Consider the following 24132-nt stretch of genomic DNA (forward strand, 5'->3'; position numbering starts at 1 on the left):
TCCCGAAAACCAGTGAGCCGAGGTGAATTGATGGCCACTTTACCCAAAATCAGTATTGCCAGGCCCGTCGGTTATCGGGCCCAGAACAACATTGCAGACGTCCGCGCCGTTCAGGAACGGCTTAATCTTCTGCTGGATCCGTCCCGCACGCCTCTGGAAGAGGACGGCTTCCACGGCCCGCTGACCAAGGGAATGATCGGTGATTTCCAGAGCAAGGTGCTGGGTTTCATGAACCCGGACCAGCGCGTCGATCCGGTTGGGCCGACGGTTTCGGCGCTGAACGACGCGGCGTCGGCGGCAAAATGGAAGGGCGCGCCTGTCACTCCAAAACCGGTGCAGCCGAAGGACAATCCGAAACCGGACAACCCCGTTGATCCGAGCGGCATGCCAAAGATCCCCGTCTTCGGCCCGACAGACGGAAACCTGGGTTTCGACAGTTTTCCCGCGCCGCCGCAGGTGCTGGGTCCGTTACAGGTGAAATTCCCTCCGGAACGTGACGGCACCTGGATCATGGTGCCGGAAGGGAGCGAACGCTCGCTCCGGATTGGAATCGACCCCGACAGTCCGGTCCGGATCGCAGGCAAAGGGGTCGATGACGAGGGAATTGCCCGTTCGGGCACCGAGCAACGTCTGCTGCGCGCGGTTATCAAGAACCGGTGTCTGGTGATCAAGGGACTCAATTCCTGCAGAGACTGCAAGCTGGACATTTTTCAGAACGGCAGACATCTGCGGGTCTATGTGTCCGTGAAACCGCGCAGGATCGTTCCGATCTTTGCTTTTTATGTGGAACACGGACCAGGCCTGAAATGCCGGGTTTCGAGCGGTGAACTGCGGACCGTACTGAAAATCGCGAACAGCGAAATCCTGATACCCCAGTGCAACGTGGAACTTCGGCTGCTCGGCGACGAGTTGCTGTCGCACAAGGAGATCGGCCGCCATCTCGGCTTTGTCGTCCGGGCTGATGTGTTCAAGGAGAAAAAGGACGAATTCAAATACCTCAAGCCCTTTGCGAAGGATCGTATGTTTCCACAACCTGCAGGAGCGGACCATGTCAAGACCGTGAACGTCTTCATCGTGCGGGAAATTGTCAGTGCCAAGGAACAGGGCGAACGGCCGGAGAAGGTGAACGGCCTGATGAGTTTAGAGACAGGGATGTGCCTGCTTGATGACCGCTCCTATGGCAAGATGACCCGCATCAAGTCGCTTGCACGCACGCTGTCCCACGAAATCGGCCATCTTCTGATACAGCAGCTTTACATCCACAACGCCGACGTGGTGCAGCCTAAAGCGCATAATCCCTACGACGATGCGCTGATGTTTCCGGGAGGCCTGGGAAAGAAGTTGTACCGGGTCGAGGTGGAAGCCATGAACCCGACGCCCGCCTGGCCGCCGTCCAGGAAACCGTAATTTGAAAACGGGCAGGACGGCGGCCGGAAGCTGTTTCAGTGGCTGATCATCCACGGTCGTTTCGACGGGAAGGTCTTGCTGCCGTCGGCCTTGTAGACCGCGCTTGAGCGGAAATTTCCCTTGCTGCCGGAGCAGCAGGAACATCCGGACGGATGGCGCTTGCGGGCTTCCTTCGCCCGGTCCTCCCGTCCGGATTTCGTCGAGAACGCCGGGTTGTGGCGGGCGGTCTCGTTGCGCTCGTGGGCCGTGCGCAGTTCCGTTGACAGGCCCGGCATGTTCGGTGCCCGCAGGAGGGCCCTGGGGGCCTCCTGACTGCACGCCGGACATTTGATCGGATCGGCATGGGCGGACATCGGCCGCTGTGCGGTGATCGGTCCGCAGGATGCGCAAAGATAGTCATAGACCGGCATGGGGGCCTCCTTAAAGGTCCGGTGCCAGCGGCACGTCGATGGATCCGTCGAGATGCTTCAGCGGCCCGTCCGATCCCGGCATCATGTCGAACTCGAAGATGTCGGTCGGCAGCCACAAGGTGGCACAGGCATTGGGGATATCGACCACGCCGGAGATATGTCCCTGCACCGGCGCGGTGCCGAGAATGGCGTAGGCCTGGGCGCCGGTATAGCCGAATTTCTTCATGTACTCGATGGCGTTGAGACAGGCCATGCGATAGGCGATATGCACGTCCAGGTAATGCTGGGTGCCGGCCTCATCAACCGAAATGCCCTCGAAGATCAGGTAATCGTCGTATTTCGGCGTGATCGGCGAGGGCTTGAAGATCGGGTTCCTGACACCGTATTTGGCGATCCCGTCCTTGATCAGGGTCACGCGGATATGCAGCCATCCCGCCATTTCGATCGCGCCGCAGAAGGTGATCTCGCCGTCACCCTGGCTGAAGTGCAGATCGCCCATGGAAAGTCCGGCACCGTCCACATAGACGGGGAAATAGATCTTGGAGCCGCGGGACAGATCCTTGATGTCGCAATTGCCGCCATGTTCGCGCGGGGGAACGGTGCGGGCTCCTTCCGTGGCCGCCTTGTCCCGTTCCTCACCCTTCATCTGGCCCATATGCGCGGACTGGGTGTTGGGCAGGGCGGCAAGCTGCGGAATGCGGTTCGGATCGGTATTGAAGAGGGAGGTTTCCCGCTCGTTCCAGGTGTCGAGCATCTTGCGGTCCGGCAGGCAGCCGATCAGACCGGGGTGGATAAGTCCGGCATAGTTGACGCCCGGCACGTGACGCGAACGGGTGAACATGCCCTCGAAGTCCCAGATCGACTTCTGCGCTTCCGGGAAATGCTCGGTCAGGAAACCGCCCCCGTTCTGCTTGGAAAAGAAACCGTTGAAGCCCCAGAGCATTTCTTCCTTGGCGCCGATGTCGAGAATGTCGACGACCAGAAGATCGCCGGGCTCGGCCCCTTTCACGCCGATCGGACCGGACAGGTAGTGCACCTGTTCCAGTTCGACGTCGCGCACATCGGCGGCATCGTCGTCATTCTTGATCTGGCCGCCCGTCCAGTCATAGGTCTCGATCCTGAAGTCGTCGCCCGGTTCCACCCAGACCGCCATGGGAATGTCCGGATGCCAGCGGTTGTGCACCTTCTCGTTGGTGTGCGGGGATTCTGACAGATCCACCGAAATGAGCGTTTCAGCCATGGGGTTCTCCTCTTGAATATGCGCCGGAATGCCTGGCGCGGTTGAACTGTGAAAAGTGCGGTTACACGGACAGGAAGGCCGAGACCTTGGCTTCGTCCACGTCGGCTCGGGGCTCGTCATGAACGAGCCTGCCGTTCTCCAGGACGAGGACGCGGTCGGCGACATCGAGGGCGAAGGACAGCACCTGTTCGGACACGACGATGGACAGTCCGCGCTCGTCGCGGATGCGTTTGAGCACGCGAGCCATCTCGCGGATGATCGACGGCTGGATGCCTTCGGTCGGCTCGTCCAGGAGCAGAACCTTGGGGTTGGTGGCCAGTGCCCGGGCAATGGCGAGCTGCTGTTGCTGGCCGCCGGAGAGATTACCGCCACGCCGGCCCTTCATGTCGAGCAGCACGGGGAAGAGCTCGTAGATATCTCCGGGCACCTTGCTACGCCCGCTGATGGTGAGGCCGGTCTCGATGTTCTCTTCCACCGTCATGGTCGGGAAGATCATCCGGCCCTGGGGTACATAGGCAATTCCCCTGGCGACGCGCTCGTAGCTCTTGAGCGCGGTGATGTCGATGCCGTCGACGGCGGCGTTGCCGTTCCGGGTCGGGACGATGCCCATCAGCGACTTCATCAGCGTGGTCTTGCCCATGCCGTTGCGGCCCATGATGGCGATGATCTCGCCGGGGGAAACGGTGAAGTCGAGGCCGTGCAGCACTTCGCTCTGGCCGTAGGCGACGTGGTAATGCGCAACATTCAGCATGGCTGTCTCCTAATGTCCCAGATAGACGTCGATGACTTTCGGGTCGGCCTGCACCTTGGCCATGGAGCCTTCGGACAGGATCTTGCCCTGGTGCAGGACGGTGACCCGGTGGGCGATGTCCTCGACGAATTTCATGTCGTGCTCAACCACCATCACCGAACGGCCCTTGGTGATTTCGTTGAGGAGTTTCGCCGTCTGCTTGCGTTCGGACACGCTCATGCCGGCCACCGGTTCGTCCAGCATGAGAAGTTCCGGGTCCTGGATGAGCAGCATGCCGATTTCCAGCCACTGCTTCTGTCCGTGGCTGAGGAAGGCGGCCTGGGTGTCCAGGAGCTCCTTCAGGAACACCATGTCCGCGATTTCATGGACACGGTCGATGACCTCTGCATCACGCTTGAAGGCGAGGGCACCGAAGACGCTGCGGCCGCGCGGGAAGGAGATCTCCAGGTTTTCGAAGACCGAGAGGTCTTCGTAGATCGACGGGTTCTGGAATTTTCGGCCGACCCCTTCGCGGACGATCTCATGCTCGCGCATTTCGGTCAGTTCCCGGTTGTGGAACTTGATGGAGCCGTCCGTTGCCCGGGTACGCCCGCAGATCAGGTCGAGGACCGTGGTCTTGCCGGCGCCGTTGGGGCCGATGATGACGTGGATCTCGTTCTCGTCGACATAGAGGTTGAGATCGTTGACCGCCTTGAAGCCGTCGAAGGAGACCGTCAGGTTCTCGATGGCGAGCAGGAAGTCCGTGTTGCTGGTAACGGTTTTCATCGAGGTGCGCTCCTACTCAGCGGGTCTGGTGACGGCTTCGGGGTCATATGCCGGGGTGCCGAGCGGTTCCGGGCCGGTGGAGGGCTCCTCCGGCGGCTTGCGGAAGATCCAGCGATCCACATGCGGCGCCAGATAGCTGCGGTAGAGACCGGACAGGCCGTTCGGGAAAACCAGCACCACGGCAATGAAGAGAGCTCCGAGACCGAAGAGCCAGAGTTCCGGGAAGGTCTCGGAAAAGGTCGTCTTGGCCCAATTGACCAGGAGCGTTCCGTAGACCGCTCCGAAGATCGACAGGCGGCCGCCGACCGCGCAGAAGATCACCATCTCGATGGAGGGCACGATGCCGACGAAGGAGGGCGACATGAAGCCGACCTGCAGGGTGAACATGGCGCCGCCGATGGCGGACAGGACGGCGGCGAAGCAGAAGACGAAGATCTTGAAGTTTGCCACGTCGTAACCGGAAAAGCGGACCCGGTCCTCCTTGTCGCGCAGGGCCACGAGAAGCCGGCCGAGCTTGCTCTGCAGCACGAACTGGCAAAGGATCAGAACGCCGATCAGCAGCGCGCCATTGACGTAATAGAGGATGTATTTGGCCTCGTCGGAGCGGATGTCCCAGCCTTTTAGGGTCCTGAGATCGGTGATGCCGTTGACGCCGCCGGTGTAGCCCTGCTGGCCGATGATCAGGATGGTGAGAATTGCCGCGATCGCCTGGGTGATGATGGCGAAATAGACACCGCCCACCCGGCGCTTGAACATTGCGGCGCCGATGATGAAGGCAAACAGGGCCGGGACGACGAAGATGGCGATCAGCGTGAAGGTCAGGCTGTTGAAGGGTTCCCAGAACCAGGGCAGTGCCGTGATCTGGTTCCAGTCCATGAAGTCCGGGATGCCGGGGGTCGACTGGATGGCGGTTGCCTCCGGGGTGGAGGATTCCAGCTTCAGGTACATGGCCATGCAGTAGCCGCCGAGGCCGAAGAAGACGCCCTGGCCGAGACTGAGGATGCCGCCCTTGCCCCAGCACAGCACAAGGCCGATGGCGACGAAGGCATAGGTCAGATATTTGCCGAACAGGTTGAGCCGGAAAATATCCATGGACAGGGGCATGGCGACAAAGATCACCGCGGCCAGAATGAGAAGGGCGAGGATGTCCTGCCGCGCCATGAAGGATTTCAGGTTGATCATTGGAACCTCCTCAGCGACGGATCTTGGCGGAGAAAAGACCTTCCGGGCGCAGCATCAGGATGCCGACCACGGTCAGGAGCGTGAGGACCTTGGCCATGGAGCCGGACAGGAAGAACTCCATGGTCGACTGTGCCTGGCTGATGGCGAAGGAAGAGGCGATGGTGCCGAGCAGGCTGGCCGCACCGCCGAAGACGACGATCAGGAAGGTGTCGACGATGTAGAGCTGGCCCGCAGTCGGCCCGGTGGAGCCGATCATGGTGAAGGCGCTGCCCGCCACGCCGGCGATGCCGCAGCCGAGAGCGAAGGTCATCCGATCCACCTTTTCCGTGTTTATGCCGACCGCGCCGGCCATCACCCGGTTCTGCACCACGGCCCGGGACTGCATGCCCGTGCGGGAGCGGAACATCAGGAAATAGACGCTGACCGCGATCACCAGCGTCAGCACCATCACGAAGATGCCGTTGATCGGGATCTCGATGATGTCGGTGAGCGGTACGGAGCCGAGCAGCCAGTTGGGCAGGGTCACGCCGACCTCGCGGGCGCCGAAGATCGAGCGGTAGGCCTGCTGCAGGATGAGGCTCAGGCCCCAGGTGGCCAGCAGCGTATCGAGCGGCCTGCGGTAGAGATGGCGGATCAGGGACCATTCCACCAGCGCTCCGAGCGCGCCGGCGACGACAAAGGCCAGGATCATGGCGAAGAAGAAATAGACGCCGAACAATGCGGGAATGAACGTTTCGACGAAGTTGGAGCACAGATAGGTGACATAGGCGCCGAGGATCATGAACTCGCCATGCGCCATGTTGATAACGCCCATCTGACCGAAGATGATTGCCAGACCGAGAGCCATCAGAACGAAGACGGAAAACAGGATCAGTCCGGCAAAGCCCTGCATGGCGAAAATGGACCCGAGTTCTGTCCATGAATAATCGGCGAACATGTGCACGTCTCCATGCTGCGGGGCGGCGGTCGCAAGCGCGCCCCTTCATCGGGAAGAAATCTGGAAAGTGTCGGTGTGGGGCGCTGCGCAGGCTGCATCCGCGCAGCGCCTCTTCGGGTGCCCGTCCGCGAGGAAAGCGGACGGTTCTTCCCCGTCTCTCGGGGAGAGGTCAGTCAGCCAGGGCTTACTGGTAACCTTCTGGGAAGGGATCCGGCTCCATCAGGTCGGCGGTCTCATAGACCAGCTCATACTGACCGTCGGGCTTGGCGAGGCCGATGCGGGTCTTGGACCACAGATGATGGTTCTCGTGGACGCGGACATAGCCTTCCGGCGCTGTCGTCAGTTCGATGCCCGGAGATGCAAGACGCACCTTGTCGATGTCGAAGCTTCCGGCCTTCTCGACCGCCGCCTTCCAGAGCCAGGGGCCGAGATAGGCGGCCTGGGTCACATCGCCGATGACGATGTCGTCGCCCCACCTTTCCTTGAAGGCGCTGACGAAATCCTTGTTGTTCTCATTGTCGAGGGACTGGAAGTATTTCATCGCGGCATAGGCGCCCTCGATGTTTTCCCCGCCGATGCCGCGGATTTCATCTTCCGTGACGGAGATGGTGAGCAGAACCGGCTTTTCCTTGGTCATGTCGATGCCGGCCGCCTTGAGCTGCTTGTAGAAGGCAACATTCGAGCCGCCCACGACGATCGCGTAGATCACGTCCGGCTTCTTCAGCTTGATCTTGTTGATCACCGAGTTGAACTGGGTATGGCCGAGCGGATAATACTCTTCACCGACGACCTTCATGCCCAGCTTCTCGATGTGCTTGCGGGCAATCTTGTTGGAGGTGCGCGGCCAGATGTAGTCGGAGCCGAGCAGGTAGAAGCTCTTGGCGCCCTTTTCCTTGGCGACCCAGTCGATGCCGGCGAGGATCTGCTGGGTGGCTTCCTGGCCGGTGTAGATCACGTTGGGTGACTGCTCCAGGCCTTCGTAGAAGGTGGGATAGTAGAGCATGCCGTTGTACTGCTCGAAGACCGGCAGGACGGCCTTGCGCGAGGCGGAGGTCCAGCAGCCGAAGACCGCGGCAACCTTGTCGCTCACCAGGAGCTTCTTGGCTTTTTCAGCAAAGGTGGGCCAGTCCGAGCCGCCGTCTTCCTGAATGTATTCGATCTTGCGCCCGAGGACACCGCCCATGGCATTGATCTGCTCGATCGCGAGCTTTTCCGCCTGTACCGATCCGGTTTCGGAAATCGCCATGGTGCCGGTGACGGAATGCAGGATGCCCACCTTCACCGTGTCTTCGGTGACCGCAAGACCGGTCGTGTTCACGTCATCGGCGTGCACAGGCGCAATGGCGCCGGCGGTAACCAGCATCGCCGCGGCGGCTGTCCCCGACAGGACAGACCGGCGCGAGAGCCGGTTTTCAATCAAGTCTTTCAGACGTCGCATTCTTGGACCCCTCCGTGTTTGAGGTTGAAGCAGAGTGCCGGATGGCATCTCCGCATGGCTCAAGGCTCGTCCGAATTTGTGCACTGCCGCAATGCGTCAGTTGCTGTGGGTTAATTGACTTATTTCGCAGGATGCTGATGTATGAAATAATTCAAGGTTTGCGTTTCGTATTGTTGGTATTCTTTTGCGGGTAATACTTGATTTGTTTAAATTTTCTCTGCAGTGTTCCTTCAGGAATTCTGGTTATTTCTGAGGTTGTTCAAGGAATAATGGAATTTTCCTGAGGGTGCGGGGTAAACAGGCATGAATATTGCTATAATTCCCGATGTTGCGTGAAGCCTGAATAATTCTGCCGCTTCTGGCGGGAGAATGAGCTGTTTCCGCATGAGTTATGGTTGCGATGCACAATCGGTAGGCTTCGCAACATCGAATTCGAGATTCCAGTGGGGGTGAATGGCAAGTCATCAGCGGGTCGTCCGCCTGCGTCGTACCTACAATCAATGGGTGGCCAACCAGACCCTGGAAGACTTCGCGCTGCGCTTCACCGCGAAAGCGGCGCGCCGCTGGTCGCCGGTCTGGGTCGCCAATACGGCGCTTGGCGCCATATCCTTTCTTGCCCTCGAGGCCATCGGGGCGTCCATCACCTACAATTACGGCTTCACCAATGCGGTTTCGTCGATTCTGGTGGTGGGCCTGATCATCTTCATTACCGGGCTGCCGATTGCGTTCTATGCGGTGAAATACGGCGTCGATATCGACCTGCTGACCCGCGGCGCGGGCTTCGGCTATATCGGCTCGACGGTGACCTCGCTGATCTATGCCAGTTTCACCTTCATCTTCTTCGCGCTGGAAGCGGCCATCATGGCCACCGCGCTGGAGCTGTTCTTCAATGTGCCGCTCAACATCGGCTATCTGGTCTGCACACTGGTGATCATCCCGCTGGTGATTTACGGGATCACCCTGATCAGCCGCCTTCAGATTTACACCCAGCCGATCTGGATCGTGCTGCAGCTTCTGCCGTTTGCGTTTCTGGCCTGGCAGGGTCTGGCGCCGCTGGAGGAGTGGCGGAGTTTTTCGGGACGCTTCGGGGACGAGGGAGGGCGTTTCGATCTGCTGCTGTTCGGAGCCGCCAGTGCCGTCCTGTTCTCCCTGATCGCCCAGATCGGCGAACAGGTGGATTTCCTCCGGTTCCTGCCGAGAAAGCGAAGCGGGCAGAAACTCAAATGGTGGCTGGCGATGCTGGCGGCGGGGCCTGGCTGGATCGTGGTCGGAACCGTCAAGCTGCTGTTCGGATCCTTCCTGGTGGTGGTGGCGCTGCAGAGCGGTCTCAGTCCCGACAAGGCCGTGGAGCCGACGCATATGTATCTGGTCGCCTTTACCAGGGCGACGACGCCGGAAGTGGCTGTCGCCCTGACGGGGCTCTTCGTGATCGTCTGCCAGATCAAGATCAACGTCACCAATTCCTACGCGGGCTCGATCGCCTGGTCGAATTTCTTCTCGCGTCTGACACACAGTCACCCGGGCCGGGTGGTCTGGCTGGTGTTCAATGTGGTGATCGCCCTCGCGCTGATGGAGCTGGGGGTCTACAAGGCGCTCGAGCGCACGCTGGGTCTCTATTCCGTGGTGGCGGTCGCCTGGATCGGGGCGCTCTTCGCCGATCTGGTGATCAACAAGCCGCTCGGCCTGAGCCCGCCTCATATCGAGTTCAAGCGGGCCCATCTCTACGACATCAATCCGGTCGGACTGGGGTCGATGACCGTTGCCAGCGTGACCGCGCTGGTCGCCTATTCCGGAGTGTTCGGCCAGACGGCTCATGCGCTTGCCAGCTATATCGCCCTGATCGTGGCCATCGTTCTGGCGCCGGTGATCGCCTATGCGACCAAGGGGCGTTACTATATCGCCCGGCAGCCCGAACCTGCGGCACAGGGCGCGGAGGCCCGGAAACTGTCCCTGCGCTGCTGCATCTGCGAGCATTCCTTCGAGCACGAGGACATGGCGCATTGTCCGGTCTATTCCGGTCCGATCTGTTCGCTGTGCTGTTCCCTGGATGCGCGCTGCGAGGACGACTGCAAGGAAAACGCGCGCATCGGAGATCAGGTGAAGGCGCTGTTGCATGCGTTGCTGCCGACGGATGTGGTCGGCTGGATCAGCTCGCGTCTCGGCATCTATCTGTCCGTGATGACGGTCGTCACCGTGTCGCTCGGGGCGATCCTGTCGCTGGTCTATGTCGAGGCGAACACGCTGGGCTCGGATGCCAGCCGCGAGGGCATCGGCGGGGCCTTGACCCAGGTGTTCTTCATCCTGCTGGTGATCTCGGGCGTGATGGCCTGGCTGTTCGTACTGGTTCACGAAAGCCGCAAGTTCGCCAATGAGGAAACGCGCCGCCAGACCAGTCTGCTGATGCGCGAGATCCGGGCGCACAAGCGCACGGATGCGAAGCTCCAGAAGGCCAAGGAAGCGGCGGAATCGGCCAATGAGGCGAAGAGCCGCTACGTGGTGGGCATCAGCCACGAGCTGCGCTCTCCTCTCAACGCCATTGCCGGCTACGCACAGCTGATGGGCAAGGATCCGGCAATCCCGGTGCACCGGCGCGATGCGGTCAAGGTGATCCAGAATTCGGCCGGTCATCTCGCCGGACTGATCGAGGGGCTACTGGATATTTCCAAGATCGAGGCAGGGCATCTGACGATCTACAGGGAACGCTTCAACCTGCATGAATACCTGCAGCAGATCGTCGGCATGTTCCGGCTTCAGGCCGATGCCAAGGCGCTGCAGTTCAGTTTTCTGCCCGCGGACAACCTGCCGGTCCATGTGTTCGGTGACGAAAAGCGGCTGCGGCAGGTCCTGATCAATCTCCTGTCCAATGCGATCAAATGGACGGACAGCGGGAGTGTCAGTCTGAAGGTGACCTATCACAGCCAGGTGGCCGAGTTCTCGGTGACCGACACCGGCATCGGTATCGCCCCGGAAAACCTGGAGCGGATCTTCAATCCCTTCGAGCGGATCGAGGCGGAGGGCCAGGTTCCCGTGCCTGGCACCGGACTCGGGTTGACCATCACCAAGCTGCTCAGCGAAGTGATGGGCGGGGATATCCGGGTGGAGAGCGAGCCGGGCAGGGGCAGCTGCTTCAAGGTGCGCATGCTTCTGAGTGCGGCCGAGGCGCCGGTGCGGAATCTCAAGAGCGAAAAGCCGATCGCCGGATATCACGGTCCGGTTCAGACGATCATGGTGGTGGACGATGATGCCACCCAGCGGGCCCTGATCCGGGACTTTCTGACGCCGCTCGGCTTCAAGGTTCTGACGGCTCCGGGCGGGCAGACCTGTCTGGACATGGTCGCCGAGGAAAGCCCGGATGCCTTTCTGCTGGATATCAGCATGCCGGGAATGAGCGGCTGGAGGCTGGCGCGGAAGTTGCGCGAGAGCGGGCATGGCGATGCGGTGATCATCATGATTTCGGCGAATGCGGACGACAGCGGCCGCGACCCGCTGCACCGGATCTATCACGACGATTACCTGGTCAAGCCCATGCGGCTGAACAAGCTTCTGGAAAAACTGCACGATGGTCTGAAACTGGCATGGCGGACGGATGAACCGCAGAACCGGCCGGGGCTGCAGGAGGCGACGATCGCCGGGGCACCGGTTTTCAGCCGCTCCGCGCTGCCGTCGGAGGAAAGTCTCGGCATGCTGAAACAGCTCAGCAGCATCGGCTATGTGCGCGGCATCCGGGCCAAGCTGGATGACATCGAGGCCCATGAACCGCATGCGGCAGACTTTGTCGCCCACATGCGGGAGCTGATTCGCGAATTCGACCTGACCCGATATGACAAGCTACTGGAGAGGCTCGGACATGATCATGAACGCTCCTAGCGAGACCGTGCTGGTTGTTGACGATACGCCGTCATCACTGGGGATGCTGACAGATGCACTGGAAGAGGCCGGTTACACGGTGCTGGTGGCACAGGACGGAAGGAAGGCGCTCGACATCGTCGGACGGGTGACCCCGAGTGCGATCCTGATGGATGCCGTCATGCCGGACATGGACGGTTTCGAGACCAGCAAGCGGCTGAAGGCCTTCGAAGCCCTTCGGGATGTGCCGGTCCTGTTCATGACCGGACTGAGCGAGACCGAACATATCGTGCGTGGTCTGGAGGCCGGCGGTGTCGACTACATCACCAAGCCCGTGGATCCGGAAGAACTGATCGCCCGCCTGCGCGTCCACATTGCGAATGCCCGCAATTCGCACAGCGCCCATGTGGCGCTGGATGCGTCCGGCAGATTCCTTCTGTCGGTGGATCTGTCCGGGAACATCTGCTGGGCAACGCCCCAGGCTCTCGAGCTGATCGAGGGGCGTGCGGATGGAGAAACCGTCTCCGGCGGCAAGCTTCCCGCGTCCACGGTCGAGTGGCTGCGACAGCTGCTGCTCGATTCGGGCAAGGCGCCGCAGATGGGGCGCGATACCGTCGCCTGCATGGCCGGGCGCGAGTTGCGGTTCAGCTATGCCGGGGTGATCAGCACCACGGAACACCTGTTGAGGGTCGTGGAGGTGGCCGGAGGCGAGCCGTCGGAGGTGCTCAGGGCGGCCTTCAAGCTGACCGAGCGCGAGGCAGAGGTGCTGAGCTGGATCGCGAACGGCAAGTCGAACAAGGAAATCGCCGCGATCTTGGAGATGAGCCCGAGAACGGTCAACAAGCATCTGGACCGGATCTTCGGCAAGCTGGGGGTGGAGAACCGCACCTCGGCGGCCATCCTGTCTCTCAGGAAGCTGCTGGAGCAGTGAGGCTGCAGCCTATTGCGGCGGGTGCCGGAGAGGCATAGGTGCGCCATGCACCCCATGCACCCCATGCACGCCATGGTGCGCGGCGTGGTCGTTCTCCCGGGGCTTGCGCTTGGCCGGCAGATAAGCGGCAGCGAAGCTGTGCGGGCCATCGCGATCAAGGGCTTTGCGCGACAATGAACGGGGAGGGCGGAGCGCGGCAAGAACCGCAGTCCGCCCGCCAGGCACCGTGTCGCTTGAGCGGTTGTTTCCGCTCAGCGCATGAGCAGGATCGGAACCTTGCAGGTGCGTATCATTTCGGATGTGGTCGAGCCGATGATCAGGTTGCGGATCCGGGAGTGTCCGTAGGCCCCCATGACGACCAGATCGAACCCCTTTTCCTCGACCAGCTTGCCGAGCGTGCTTTCCGCCTTGCCGCTCTCGACGAGGATTTCGGCGTCGAAGCCGCCGGCTGCGAGGATCGAGCGGGCATTTTCGAGGGCCTTGCGAATGTCGGGTGTTTCCGCCCCGGAGAAGGCCAGCGTGACCGGCAGGTCCGCAAGCAGCCTGTTGCGCGCCAGATAGTCAACCGCCTTCAGCGCGGACTGGCCGCCGTCGAAGGCGATCAGGACGTTGGTGACCGGACTGAATTCCCGGTTGGCGACAAAGACCGGCTTGCTGCTCGAACGCACCACCCGTTCCAGGTTCGACCCGAGGTGGAGCTTGGCGAAATCCGCCGCTTCGCCGCGTTTGCCGATGACGATCATGTCACCGGTGTCTTCCTTGGCGAGGAGGGTTTCGACAAGATCTCCCTGCCGCAGCCGTGTTTCCACGGTTACCCCTTCGGCCTCGATGATCGCCTGGGCATCTTCGAGGATCGCCCGGCCCTGGGCGTGGGCGAGCTTGGCGCGCCTCGTGTCGAGCTCGCTCAGCTCTTCCAGGATGTGGGAGCGGGCGCCGAGCTCGATCGCTCCGCTGAGATCCTGGTGGTCGACACCGTCGCGCCGGCCGAGGACGTGATAGATCTTGACCGTGGCGTCGATGCGCTTCGCGATCCACGCTGCATAGTGGCAGACGCTTTGCGAGTATTTCGAACCGTCGACCAGGGCAATCAATGTGCCTGTTTTCATGTGAGCCTCCCTAATGCCCCAGCAGTTTTTCCATGGCGCCCGGCTTGTCGTGGATCGCGAGGCTGTCGACGATGGTTTCCGATGCCTCGTTCATTCCGACAATATCCACTTCCGCGCCTTCGCGGCGGAATTTCAGGACCGCCATGTCGAGCGCGGCGACGGACGAGATGTCCCAGATATGAGCACGGCTGACGTCGATCGTCACCTTCTCGGGGGCTTCCTTGAAGTCGAGTCCCTTCATGAAATCTTCCGAGGAGGCGAAGAACAGCTGTCCCTTGATCTGGTAGGTCCTGTGCCGGCCGTCCGGACTGATCGTCGACGTCACGCGGAAGATCTGCGAGATCTTCCAGGCGAAGAACAGGCCGGAGAGAAGCACGCCGACGAGAACGCCGATGGCGAGGTTGTGGGTGTAGACCACGAAGAACACCGTCGCCAGCATGACGATGGAAGACGAGCGGGGATGTTCCTTCAGGTTCTTGATCGAACTCCAGGAGAACGTGCCGATCGACACCATGATCATGATCGACACCAGGGCCGCCATGGGGATCTGGCCGACCAGATCGCCCAGAACCACCACCATGAACAGGAGAAAGACCCCGGCGGCGAAGCAGGACAGGCGTCCGCGTCCGCCGGATTTCACGTTGATCATCGACTGGCCGATCATCGCGCAGCCGGCCATGCCTCCGATGAAGCCGGTGGCCGTGTTGGCAATGCCCTGGCCGATGCATTCCTGGTTGCGGTCGGACGGCGTGTCGGTGAGGTCGTCGACGATCTGCTGGGTCATCAGGCTTTCCAGCAGGCCGACGACAGCGACGGCAAGCGAATAGGGGAAGATGATCTGCAGGGTCTCGAAGGTGAGCGGGATGTCCGGGATCAGGAAGATGGGCAGCGTGTCCGGAAGCTCGCCCATGTCACCGACCGTACGCACGTCCCAGCCGAAGATGATCGACAGCACCGTCAGCACGATGATGGTCACCAGCGGTGAGGGGATGACCCTTGTCACGCGCGGAAACAGATAGATGATCGCCAGACCGGCTGCCACGAGGGCGAAGGTCAGCAGCGGGACCCGGGAGGGATCCAGTTCCGGCAGCTGCGCGGCAAAGATCAGGATCGCAAGCGCATTGACGAATCCGGTCATGACAGAGCGGGACACGAACCGCATCACGTAGCCGAGCTTCAGCAATCCGGCAACGATCTGCAGCAGGCCGGCAAGCACCGTTGCGGCGAGCAGATATTGCAGGCCGTAGTCCTTGACCAGCGTCACCATGAGCACTGCTGTCGCGGCGGTCGCGGCCGAGATCATGCCCGGACGGCCCCCGGTTATTGCGACGAGCACCGCGATCGAGAAGGAAGCGTACAGGCCGACCTTCGGATCGACGCCCGCGATGATGGAGAAGGCAATGGCCTCCGGGATCAGGGCGAGCGCGACGACAAGACCCGACAGCAGGTCTGCCCGGACGTTGCCCGTCCATTGGTTTTTGTATTGAGAGAAGGAAATCATAAACAGCCCAAAGTCCTGTCGTCCGGAGCGGCGTTTCCGGCCACGGTGGTTCAAGATGAAGTTTCGGGTTGTCCGGCGGATCGGCGGCCGGAAGAGCCACCCGGGAATCTCACCCGGGTCCGTGTGATCCAGGTCTCATAGCGTGTTGCACTGCAAAAGCCAAGTCTTGAAAGGGTTCGCGAAGCAACCAGGCCGCCCCGGCCGAGCCGGTATCTCCCGCGAGATACCCGTCGGATGCGCGCACATGTGGTTGGGAGAAACGCGGGTCCCGACAGCAACACGTCCCGCGGCTTTGCGTGGCGTCGCTGTGCTTCCGGGCCTGACCAGACGATGTCTTGCCTTCGAAGTTGGCGCGATGTGAGAGCGAAAAGACGCCGGGGAAAAGGGGCGTGCGTGCTCAGAAGGTCTTCGGGGCGCAACCGGCCCGGATGCCTGGCATGGCGATGCCGCTTGCAACGAAGGTCGCAGAAGCCGGTTTCCCTGGTGGGGGACAGGCTCTATAAGGGCGTGACCCGGTGCCGCCTTCCTTCATCCCATTGCAAAGATCAGGAAAGAATTGACAACGGCGCCCCTGTGATGGCGTTTGAAGGAAAATGACGCGGATGGTGCTTCGGCGCACGCGTTCGAGAAAAATGACGCTCAATTTGGAGGCTAGAAATGGCGAGTGTGCTTGAACAACTCAGAAACATGACAGTCGTTGTCGCGGACACCGGCGATGTTGCGGCCGTAAAGGCCTTTGCGCCGGTGGATTGCACGACGAACCCGTCGCTGGTGCTGGGCGCGCTCAAGGACCCGGCATCGGAAGCCCTGATCGAGCGGGAAATCGAAGCCGGACGCAAGAACGGCCTGTCGCCGGAACAGGTGACCGATGTGCTGACGGTCGCCATCGGTGCCGAACTGACCACGCTGGTCCCGGGCCGGGTCTCGACGGAAGTGGATGCCTGTCTGTCTTTCGATACGGAGGCTTCGGTCAAGCGCGCACGCGCGATCATCGCCGAATACGACCGGCGCGGCGTCGGCAAGGAACGGATCCTCATCAAGCTCGCTTCGACCTGGGAAGGCATTCGCGCCGCCGAGATCCTGCAGGGCGAAGGCATCGACTGCAATCTGACGCTGCTGTTCTCCATGGCCCAGGCAGTTGCCTGCGCCGATGCCGGCGCCTTCCTGATCTCGCCCTTCGTCGGCCGCATCACCGACTGGTACAAGAAGGCGGAAGGGCGTGACAGCTATGAGCCGGACGAGGATCCGGGCGTCAAGTCGGTCCGTGCGATCTACGACTATTACAAGTCCAACGGCATCTCCACCATCGTGATGGGCGCGTCCTTCCGCAACACCGGGCAGATCAAGGCCCTGGCCGGTTGCGACAACCTGACCATCGCGCCGAAGCTGCTGACCGAACTGGACAACGATACTGCCGAGTTGAAACGGGTCCTGTCACCGGAAAACGCCACGGGCGTCGCTCCGGTGGAGATGAGCGAGCCGACTTTCCGCTGGCAGATGAACGCGGATGCCATGGCAACCGAAAAGCTTGCCGAGGGCATCCGGAACTTCGACAAGGACCACAAGACCTTGATCGCCATGGTGGCGGAACGCATGAAGGCTTCCGCCGCCTGACGATGACGACGCGTGAAGCCGCATGTCCGCTCCTGCGGACTGCGGCTTTTATCGGCGCGCTCGCAGGTCCATCGATACTCTGCCGTTGCAAATCGATTGTGCGCGGTCGAAACAGATGCGGTCGAGGATGCTCTGTCCGATACGCGCAGCATCATCGGTCTTCATTCTCGCAAAAACCGTATAAGGAACGGATTCTTGAGCAGAAACAGGACATTTGCCTTCATCAAGGCACGCTGGCATGCCGACATTGTCGACAGGGCCTGCGAAGGCTTTACCCAGAGACTGTCGGAACTGGAGGCGGACAGCGTCGTGGAATGCTTCGACGTTCCGGGAGCTTTCGAGATGCCGCTTGTGGCCCTGAAACTGGCCGAGACCGGAAAATACGATGCCGTCGTGGCCGCGGCGCTTGTTGTCGACGGTGGGATCTATCGCCACGATTTCGTGGCCCAGGCCGTTGTGTCCGGATTGATGGATGCGGGTCTCAAATCCGGGGTTCCCGTGCTTTCTGTCTCGCTGACGCCGCATCACTTTCAGCCGACGGAAGCCCATGAAGGGTTCTTCGGTGATCATTTCGTGAAGAAGGGCCGGGAAGCGGCGGAGGCAGCCGTGAGTGCGGCGGATCTCATCGGGCGCCTCAAGGCGGAGTAATTCCAGCCTTATTGGAAAGATGCGGCGGAGGCCGGCGCCTGTTGCCGGCGAGAGCCGGGCGCCCTGCAAGTCAGGAGGCGCGCGCGGTTCTCACGCCTGTATGGCCGGCACATTGCAGCCAGTTCGACAGGTCGAGGGTGGAGCGCTGTCCCAGATCGGCGCCGTGGTCCTTCAGGAAGTTGTCGGCGGCCTGCCGGCCTTCCTCGCGCAGGTCCGTCAGGAACTGCCAGGCGGAGTTCATCTTCGTATGACCGCTGCGGGCGTTCATTTCCTCGCTGATAATCCGGTGCAGTCTGAGGTCGGCAATGGGGTCGGCGGGGGCCGCCGGATCGCCTTGCCTGCCGGAAGCGCCGAGGACGGACAGGCGGGGCATGACGCCGCTCCGGCGGGGGAGCGTTCGGCTTCGGGCATGGTGCTGCAGTTCGGCAATCAGCCGGAGCTCGTTGATCAAAGGGGTGTTGAACGAGATTTCCTTCTCGCGCATGGCGATTTCTCGGGCGTTCTGCGGAAGGGTCGAGCGTTGCGTCGGGCTGGTCTGCACCAGCAGCAGGTCAGAGGCGCCCGGCGTGTGCACCAGCGGCATCAGGCTTGGGTTGCCGCTGTATCCGCCGTCCCAGTAGAATTCGCCGTCAATCTCGATCGCGTGGAAAAGCGTCGGCAGGCAGGCGGAGGCGAGGAGAACCTCGCTGCTCATCTCGTCATTGGAAAAGATGCGGGCTTCACCGGTGGTCACATGGGTGGCGGTGACAAAAAACGCGATCGGCGAACGCGCCACGGCGGAAATGTCGATGGAGTTCCTGATGACATTGCGCAGGGGATTGAGCCCGACCGGGTTGAACTCATAGGGCGAGAACATCTGCATGCCGGTTTCCAGCAGCGGCCGCATCATGGCGATGTCGATGCCCAGTCCGCCCAGCACCGCCTGCGCCGTGGCCGTGTTGTAACGGCCTAAACGACCCCGGCTGGATACGTCCCGCCAGAAGCTTTCCAGGGCTCGCTGCGCCCCCGTTCTGCCGCCCTCGGCAAGGCCGGAAAGCAGTGCGGCGCCATTCATGGCCCCCGCGGAGGTTCCGGAAATTGCGTTGATTCTGAAAGACTTTTCGTCGAGGAGACGGTCAAGAACGCCCCAGGTGAATGCGCCATGCGCACCTCCGCCCTGAAGCGCGAGATTGAGGGGAACCTCGTGACCGGTCGAAACTTGCTGTCTCACTGCCAACTTCCTTTTTCAACGGACCGGTTCACCCGCCAGAAAGCGATGACAAGCGGCCCTGAATCTGTTCCTCCCTTGCTGTCAGCGCGTTGCCGCGCACCGTTTCACGCCGTAACCGGCGCCTGCCCGTTTTACCCGGCCTTCCACCGGGGGTATCCCTGATTACAGATATGCTGCACTGCAGCAATTGCCATGGCTATTCACAAAAAAGTGAACATGAGGGCCTTCGAACGCCCGCCATCCGCCGGGTGTCCGGCGGATGGCGGGGCGTGAAAACACCGCAAAAGGCTTCCGAAGCGGACCGTTGCGGGTCCGGGAAAGGATCATGCCATGTCGAACAACAGCACCTGCCCGTCGGTCAACCAGGTCAGTCCGGACATCTCCTCGCTGCCGATCTGAAGACCGTCGCCGGAGGAAATTCGCTCGCTCGCGAGGGTGGCGAGACCTTGCACCACGTGGATGAATGTCCGGCGTCCGCTCGAAACCGGCACCATCATTGTGGAACCGGCCTGCGGGGCCGCGATGTAAATCCGCGTGTCGGACAGGAGCCGCAGGGGGGCTTGCTCCGGGGCTCCGCTTGCCAGCAGCGCCCAGCTATCCGCATCTCCACCAAGGGGAAGAGTTGCCTGCTGGTAGGCTGGCGTCCCGCCACGCGCGTCCGGTATCAGCCAGATCTGCAGAAAATGCGCGGGCTGCGTGTCCGAGGCGTTCATTTCCGCGTGCCGGATCCCGCTGCCGGCCGACATCAGCTGGACCTCTCCGGGGGCGAGGATTATCTCGTTGCCGATCGTGTCCGTGTGACGCAGGCTGCCGGACAGAACCAGGGTGAGAATATCCATGTCCTCATGCCCGTGCTCGGCAAAACCTGCGCCCGGAATGATCCGGTCCTCGTTGATGACCCGCAAGGCTGCGTAACCCATCCGGGAGGGATCGCGGAAATTGCCGAAGGAGAACGTGTGGAAACTGTCGAGCCAGCCCGTGGTCGTGTGGCCGCGGCTCATGTTTTCGTGGATCAGGGTCATGAGGAACGGTCCTCCATCTTGCTGGTCAGGAAGGCTTGCAGGGCGGCAACCTCCTGTTGCCGGATCTCGTGTCCGCCGTCGTGCAGGTCGAAACTCACCTTGGCATTCTGGCCTTCCAGCCAGGAAATCAGGGCGGCGGTCTGCTGACGCGGGCAGATGGGATCGCGGCGTCCTGCCGTGATCAGTATGTCCTTTCCGGCAAGACCTGGGTTGCCCTCCGGTGTCCACGGAACGAGCGGGTGGAGCAGGGCGACCCGGTCGAAGAGATCCGGGCGGACGAAGGCCACGGAGGCGAGGATGTTGGCGCCGTTGGAATAGCCGAAAGCGTAGACCGGGTGGTCCGGATTGGCCTTTGTGTGCGCTTCGATGAACGCGGTCATCCTTTCCGTTCTGCGTGCAAGGTCGTCCATGTCGTAGACGCCTTCACCGGTGCGGCGGAAGAATCGCAATGCGCCGTGTTCCGAAACATCGCCACGCGGCGAAACAAGACCGGCCTCGGGCAGGATTTCGCCGACAAACTGCGAGAACTGGTGTTCGTCACCGCCAGTGCCGTGAAAGGCAAAAACCAGAGGCGCACCCGGAGCCGGTCTTTTCGTCAGGGCGTGATAGAGGGACAGGGACATGACGTTTCTCTTTTCATGTGCTTGCGGGCGCGGAGCGCCAGCTCCGCGCGCCGGAAAGCGGTTAATCGGCAATCGGGCCGAGGTTCTGTTCGATCTGCGTCCGGAACGCCTCGTAGCGGCCCGGAAGCTTCAGGGCCTCGCCGAGATGGGCGGCGTCTTCGTCACGGTCGAACCCGGGCTCGTTGGTGGCTACCTCGAACAGGATGCCGCCAGGTGTGCGGAAGTAGATCGCCCAGAAATAGTCCCGGTCGATGACCGGTGTGACCTGATAACCCGTGTCGAGAAGCGCCTTGCGGACCTCCAATTGCGCGGCGCGATCTTCCACCGCGAAGGCGATGTGGTGGACCGATCCGGCGCCCGGGTGAGCACGATTGCCGGAGGGGAGCGTTTCGATGTCGATGAAGTCGGCGCCATTGCCGCCTTCGACCGCAAAGCGGATCCGGTTGTCCTTGCGGTCGATCTCGCTGTAGTTCATGAACTTCAGCAGTTCGGCCGTGGCGCCCGCGTCCTGGAGACGGAGGCTCGCTCCATGGAAGCCCCGGATCGCTTCGGCGGAGCCGATGTGGCCGGCGGTCCAGCCCTCGCGGGCGTCATCGCCTGCCTCGATCAGCGCGAAGCGGTCGCCGTCGGGGCCGTCGAAGCGCAGACGCTTTTCTCCGAAGACGTCGACTTCGCCAAGTCCGCTCACCTTGCGTTGGGAAAGACGTTCCTTCCAGTAGCCGAGGGAACCTGCTGGAACCGTGAAATAGGTTTCCCCGACTTCGCCGGTGCCCTGGTGGCCTTTGGCGATGTGCGGGAAGGGAAAATAGGTCATCACCGATCCCGGGGTTCCCACCTCGTCGCCGTAATAGAGGTGATAGACCTCCGGATCGTCGAAATTGACGGTTTTCTTGACCCGGCGCAGGCCGAGCGTCTTGGTGAAGAAATCGCTGTTCTGCTGTGCGTCGGCCGCCATTGATGTGACGTGATGCAGGCCCCTGATTTGCTTGAGCATGACCGCTGGTCCTCTTTTGAAAACGATGTTCGTATGCGTCGTTGACGTGAAAATGGGGCGGCAGGAGCCTGTTCGGAATAGCAATAAAATTAATGATATTATTTCATTTTATGAAATAGTGGCGCCATGATCGATCTCGGACAGGTTCGCATATTCCTAACAGTTGCCGAATTGCGGAGCTTTGCGGGGGCTGCGCGTCAGCTCGCCATGACGGCACCCACCGTCACGCGTGCCGTCAGCGGTCTTGAGGAGGAGCTCGGGATTCAGCTTCTGCTCAGGACAACGCGGCATGTTTCGCTGACGTCTGCGGGGGCCGTCTTCGCGGCCCGTATCCGTCCGCTGCTGGACGACTTCCGTCAGGCGACCGAAGAGTTGCAGGAACAGCATGGCGATGTTGCCGGACTGATCCGCATCAACGCGCCCATGTCCCTCGGCCTGCAGATCCTGCCCGATGTCGCGTCGGCGTTCCGGGTCGAGTATCCGGGGGCGGTCCTGTCGCTCACTCTCACCGACAGTTTCATCGACATCGTCGCCGACGATTTCGATCTGGCAATCCGCATTTCCGAACCGCCGAAGGACAAATCGACGATCTGGCGCAAGCTCTGCCCGGTCCGGCGTATCCTGGTTGCCTCGCCGGGATATCTGGCGTCCTTCGGGGCGCCGGAATCGCCGGAGGATCTGGGCAACCACAGCTGTCTTGCCTATGACGCGCGCTCGCAGGAGGAGACCTGGGAATTGCGCTGCCAGGGCAGGACGCGCCGGGTCAGGGCCGGCCGGAGGCTTGCGGGCAACAATGGTGACCTGATCTCCCGGTTGGCGGAAAACGGCGAGGGGATCGCGCTGCTGCCGCATTTCATTGTCGAGGAGGCGATCTCGAATGGCCGTCTGGTTCAGGTTCTCGCCGATTGGGACCCGCCGGAACTGTGGCTGACACTTTACTATCCGCCTTATGAGCGCCTGCCGATGCGCGTGGCGAAATTCTCGGATTTCTTCGAAACCTATGTCACGCGCACCCGGCCGCTTTGAGCACGGGGAAGAAGGCTGTTGCTTTGTCCATATCCTGTTCGGGGCTGGCATCCATGAAAGCCGGTCCATAGGCTCGGCAGGGGGCGTATCTTCTTGACGTAAATACCGACCGGTTGGTATTTAAAGGTAAAGGAGACAGCCATGACGCAAGCGGGAAGCCGGGTATCGGCGCGGGACAAGCTGCTGGACGCGGCGCTCAAGATCGTGCGGGCCAAGGGGTATTCGGCGACGAATGTGGACGAGATCTGTGCGGAAGCAGGGGTGACCAAGGGCGGCTTCTTTCACCATTTCAAGAGCAAGGAAGACTGGGCGGTGGCGGCTGCCAACCATTGGTCGGAGACGACCGCGGGGCTCTTCGCGGAGGCTCCCTATCACCAGCCGGCCGATCCGCTGCAGCGGGTGCTGGCCTATGTGGCTTTCAGGAAGGATCTCGTTGCGGGCGAGCTTGCCGAGTTCAGCTGCCTTCTCGGCACGATGACGCAGGAGGTTTTCGGCACGAGCCCGGCGATCCAGTCCGCCTGCTGGCAGGGCATCGCTGGGCATGCCGATACGCTCGTGGCCGATATCCAGGCGGCCATGGACACTTACGGCAGCGACGGGTCCTGGACCGCGCAATCCCTGGCGCTGCACACGCAGGCCGTCCTCCAGGGGGCGTTCATCCTGGCCAAGGCCAGCGGCGATCCGCAGCAGGCAAAGGACAGCATCGATCATCTCTACCGCTACATCGAGCTTCTGTTCCGCGGCGCCGGGACCGTCGACACCGCCGCGACGTAGGGCATTCGACAGGTCGTTTCAGGCGAGCCCGCAGCTGCGGTCATCGTGACCGTGTGGAAGAGAAAGCCACGGGTCCCGGCGGCCTTCTCCTTCCGGATCAAGCCATCGTCAAAGGCTGCCGCGAAGCTTCCTGGCTGTTGCGTACCACCAGCTGCGCGACGAGCTTGCAGGCTTTTTCCGGCGGCTTTGCGCCAAAAAAATGACCGGAAAATATCTAGCCTGATGAGCGGCTTGGCGCTTGCAACGAACCAGGAGATTCAATTTTGGCCTCACTGCACGCCTGGATTCCTTGAGGCCGGATTCGGCTCCGTGCTTTCCTGACCGGGCGATCATGCAGGAGGTTCAGGAATGCGGAGTCCAGTAGATGTATGTCCGGGTCTGAATATTGTTTCGGAACGGGATTTCTTATATCCGGATGCGGGGAAGGTGTTTCATCCATCGATATTCGCCTATATCCACAAGAAGGATATTGCAGCTTTTTTCGAGCTGGTCGTAGAAGGCCTGAAAACGCCACCGGAAGCGCTTGAGGACGAGCGTTTCGACTATCTTTCGGCGCAGGAAAAACTGTTTTGTGCCAAGGCTTTTGTCTATCACCTCGACAATGTTCTGCCGCGTCCGGAGGTGCCCGATCATGTCGAGGACTGGATGGCGACATATGTTCGCTAACTGCCCGTCCGCTCGCGCTTTCCGGGCTCATGATGAGGCCG

At 61.4% G+C, this 24132-nt stretch carries 22 protein-coding genes and 1 other annotated feature; of the genes, 9 read left to right on the forward strand and 13 right to left on the reverse strand.

All coding sequences use genetic code 11. The annotated features are described in order from the left end of the window. Positions 1-30 precede the first annotated feature (30 nt). Positions 31-1407: a hypothetical protein gene (locus DCO57_RS20000; protein ID WP_116700689.1), complete on the forward strand. Its 1377-nt coding sequence runs from the start codon at positions 31-33 to the stop codon at positions 1405-1407. Between the two features lie 35 nt (positions 1408-1442). Here DCO57_RS20000 and DCO57_RS20005 read toward each other — a convergent pair whose 3' ends face one another. From DCO57_RS20005 to urtA, 7 genes are all read right to left on the reverse strand, one after another. Next, positions 1443-1817: a zinc ribbon domain-containing protein gene (locus DCO57_RS20005; protein WP_116700690.1), complete on the reverse strand. Its 375-nt coding sequence runs from the start codon at positions 1815-1817 to the stop codon at positions 1443-1445. Between the two features lie 10 nt (positions 1818-1827). Next, complete coding sequence (gene fmdA, locus DCO57_RS20010) at positions 1828-3057, reverse strand: formamidase (RefSeq protein ID WP_116700691.1); 1230 nt, start codon at positions 3055-3057, stop codon at positions 1828-1830. A gap of 61 nt (positions 3058-3118) precedes the next feature. Then, positions 3119-3808 (reverse strand): urea ABC transporter ATP-binding subunit UrtE, encoded by a 690-nt coding sequence (gene urtE, locus DCO57_RS20015; RefSeq protein WP_116700692.1) that lies wholly within the window; start codon positions 3806-3808, stop codon positions 3119-3121. 9 nt (positions 3809-3817) lie between these two features. Next, a complete protein-coding gene (gene urtD / locus DCO57_RS20020; protein ID WP_116700693.1) occupies positions 3818-4573 on the reverse strand; it encodes an urea ABC transporter ATP-binding protein UrtD in 756 nt (251 codons plus the stop codon). A gap of 12 nt (positions 4574-4585) precedes the next feature. Then, positions 4586-5755 carry an urea ABC transporter permease subunit UrtC gene (gene urtC, locus DCO57_RS20025; RefSeq protein ID WP_116700694.1) on the reverse strand — a complete coding sequence of 390 codons (1170 nt, stop codon included), beginning with the start codon at positions 5753-5755 and terminating at the stop codon, positions 4586-4588. 10 nt (positions 5756-5765) lie between these two features. Next, a complete protein-coding gene (urtB, locus tag DCO57_RS20030; protein WP_116700695.1) occupies positions 5766-6692 on the reverse strand; it encodes an urea ABC transporter permease subunit UrtB in 927 nt (308 codons plus the stop codon). A gap of 184 nt (positions 6693-6876) precedes the next feature. After that, a complete protein-coding gene (gene urtA, locus DCO57_RS20035) occupies positions 6877-8055 on the reverse strand; it encodes an urea ABC transporter substrate-binding protein (protein WP_244287984.1) in 1179 nt (392 codons plus the stop codon). A 528-nt stretch (positions 8056-8583) separates the two neighbouring features. Between urtA and DCO57_RS20040 the strand changes: the two genes are divergently transcribed. From DCO57_RS20040 to DCO57_RS24095, 3 genes are read left to right on the forward strand one after another with little or no spacing between them, the layout of a single operon-like run. Then, positions 8584-11997 carry an ATP-binding protein gene (locus DCO57_RS20040; protein WP_116700697.1) on the forward strand — a complete coding sequence of 1138 codons (3414 nt, stop codon included), beginning with the start codon at positions 8584-8586 and terminating at the stop codon, positions 11995-11997. Further along, positions 11984-12907, forward strand: a complete 924-nt coding sequence (locus DCO57_RS20045; RefSeq protein ID WP_116700723.1) for a response regulator transcription factor — start codon at positions 11984-11986, stop codon at positions 12905-12907. Before DCO57_RS20040 ends, DCO57_RS20045 begins: the two co-directional genes overlap by 14 nt. Positions 12908-12952: 45 nt before the next feature. Next, positions 12953-13084 (forward strand): hypothetical protein, encoded by a 132-nt coding sequence (locus DCO57_RS24095; RefSeq protein ID WP_279629139.1) that lies wholly within the window; start codon positions 12953-12955, stop codon positions 13082-13084. Between the two features lie 74 nt (positions 13085-13158). On the opposite strand, the gene DCO57_RS20050 is transcribed toward DCO57_RS24095, so the two are convergent. Beyond that, positions 13159-14013 carry a universal stress protein gene (locus tag DCO57_RS20050; RefSeq protein WP_116700698.1) on the reverse strand — a complete coding sequence of 285 codons (855 nt, stop codon included), beginning with the start codon at positions 14011-14013 and terminating at the stop codon, positions 13159-13161. A gap of 10 nt (positions 14014-14023) precedes the next feature. Next, on the reverse strand, positions 14024-15514 hold the full coding sequence (locus DCO57_RS20055) for a SulP family inorganic anion transporter (protein ID WP_116700699.1): 1491 nt from the start codon (positions 15512-15514) through the stop codon (positions 14024-14026). Between the two features lie 66 nt (positions 15515-15580). Beyond that, positions 15581-15638: a sequence feature (sul1 is cis-regulatory element that is thought to sense ions involved in sulfur or methionine metabolism; They are found in Alphaproteobacteria), on the reverse strand. Positions 15639-16171: 533 nt separating this feature from the next. Between DCO57_RS20055 and tal the strand changes: the two genes are divergently transcribed. Further along, positions 16172-17128: a transaldolase gene (tal, locus tag DCO57_RS20060; protein WP_116700700.1), complete on the forward strand. Its 957-nt coding sequence runs from the start codon at positions 16172-16174 to the stop codon at positions 17126-17128. A gap of 195 nt (positions 17129-17323) precedes the next feature. Next, entirely contained in the window at positions 17324-17776 is a 453-nt protein-coding gene (locus DCO57_RS20065) for a 6,7-dimethyl-8-ribityllumazine synthase (RefSeq protein WP_116700724.1), read from the forward strand. Between the two features lie 70 nt (positions 17777-17846). Here DCO57_RS20065 and DCO57_RS20070 read toward each other — a convergent pair whose 3' ends face one another. The 4 genes from DCO57_RS20070 to DCO57_RS20085 all read right to left on the reverse strand — a co-directional run bounded on the left by DCO57_RS20070 (position 17847) and on the right by DCO57_RS20085 (position 21625). Next, positions 17847-18986: a patatin-like phospholipase family protein gene (locus DCO57_RS20070; protein ID WP_116700725.1), complete on the reverse strand. Its 1140-nt coding sequence runs from the start codon at positions 18984-18986 to the stop codon at positions 17847-17849. A 323-nt stretch (positions 18987-19309) separates the two neighbouring features. Further along, entirely contained in the window at positions 19310-20008 is a 699-nt protein-coding gene (locus DCO57_RS20075) for a pirin-like bicupin family protein (protein WP_116700701.1), read from the reverse strand. Further along, a complete protein-coding gene (locus DCO57_RS20080; RefSeq protein WP_116700702.1) occupies positions 20005-20631 on the reverse strand; it encodes an alpha/beta hydrolase in 627 nt (208 codons plus the stop codon). Before DCO57_RS20080 ends, DCO57_RS20075 begins: the two co-directional genes overlap by 4 nt. A gap of 61 nt (positions 20632-20692) precedes the next feature. Further along, positions 20693-21625, reverse strand: a complete 933-nt coding sequence (locus tag DCO57_RS20085; protein WP_116700703.1) for a VOC family protein — start codon at positions 21623-21625, stop codon at positions 20693-20695. A 126-nt stretch (positions 21626-21751) separates the two neighbouring features. Here DCO57_RS20085 and DCO57_RS20090 point away from each other — a divergent pair, with 126 nt between their 5' ends. The 3 genes from DCO57_RS20090 (at position 21752) to DCO57_RS20100 (ending at position 24091) form a co-directional block, all read left to right on the forward strand. Then, a complete protein-coding gene (locus DCO57_RS20090) occupies positions 21752-22651 on the forward strand; it encodes a LysR family transcriptional regulator (protein ID WP_116700704.1) in 900 nt (299 codons plus the stop codon). Positions 22652-22792: 141 nt separating this feature from the next. Further along, the gene (locus DCO57_RS20095; protein WP_116700705.1) at positions 22793-23425 is read left to right on the forward strand and encodes a TetR/AcrR family transcriptional regulator; all 633 of its coding nucleotides are present in this window, start codon (positions 22793-22795) and stop codon (positions 23423-23425) included. Between the two features lie 426 nt (positions 23426-23851). Further along, a complete protein-coding gene (locus tag DCO57_RS20100) occupies positions 23852-24091 on the forward strand; it encodes a hypothetical protein (RefSeq protein WP_133192715.1) in 240 nt (79 codons plus the stop codon). Positions 24092-24132 lie beyond the last annotated feature (41 nt).

This window comes from Labrenzia sp. 011 (assembly GCF_003075075.1).
In the GTDB taxonomy this organism is placed as follows: domain Bacteria; phylum Pseudomonadota; class Alphaproteobacteria; order Rhizobiales; family Stappiaceae; genus Roseibium.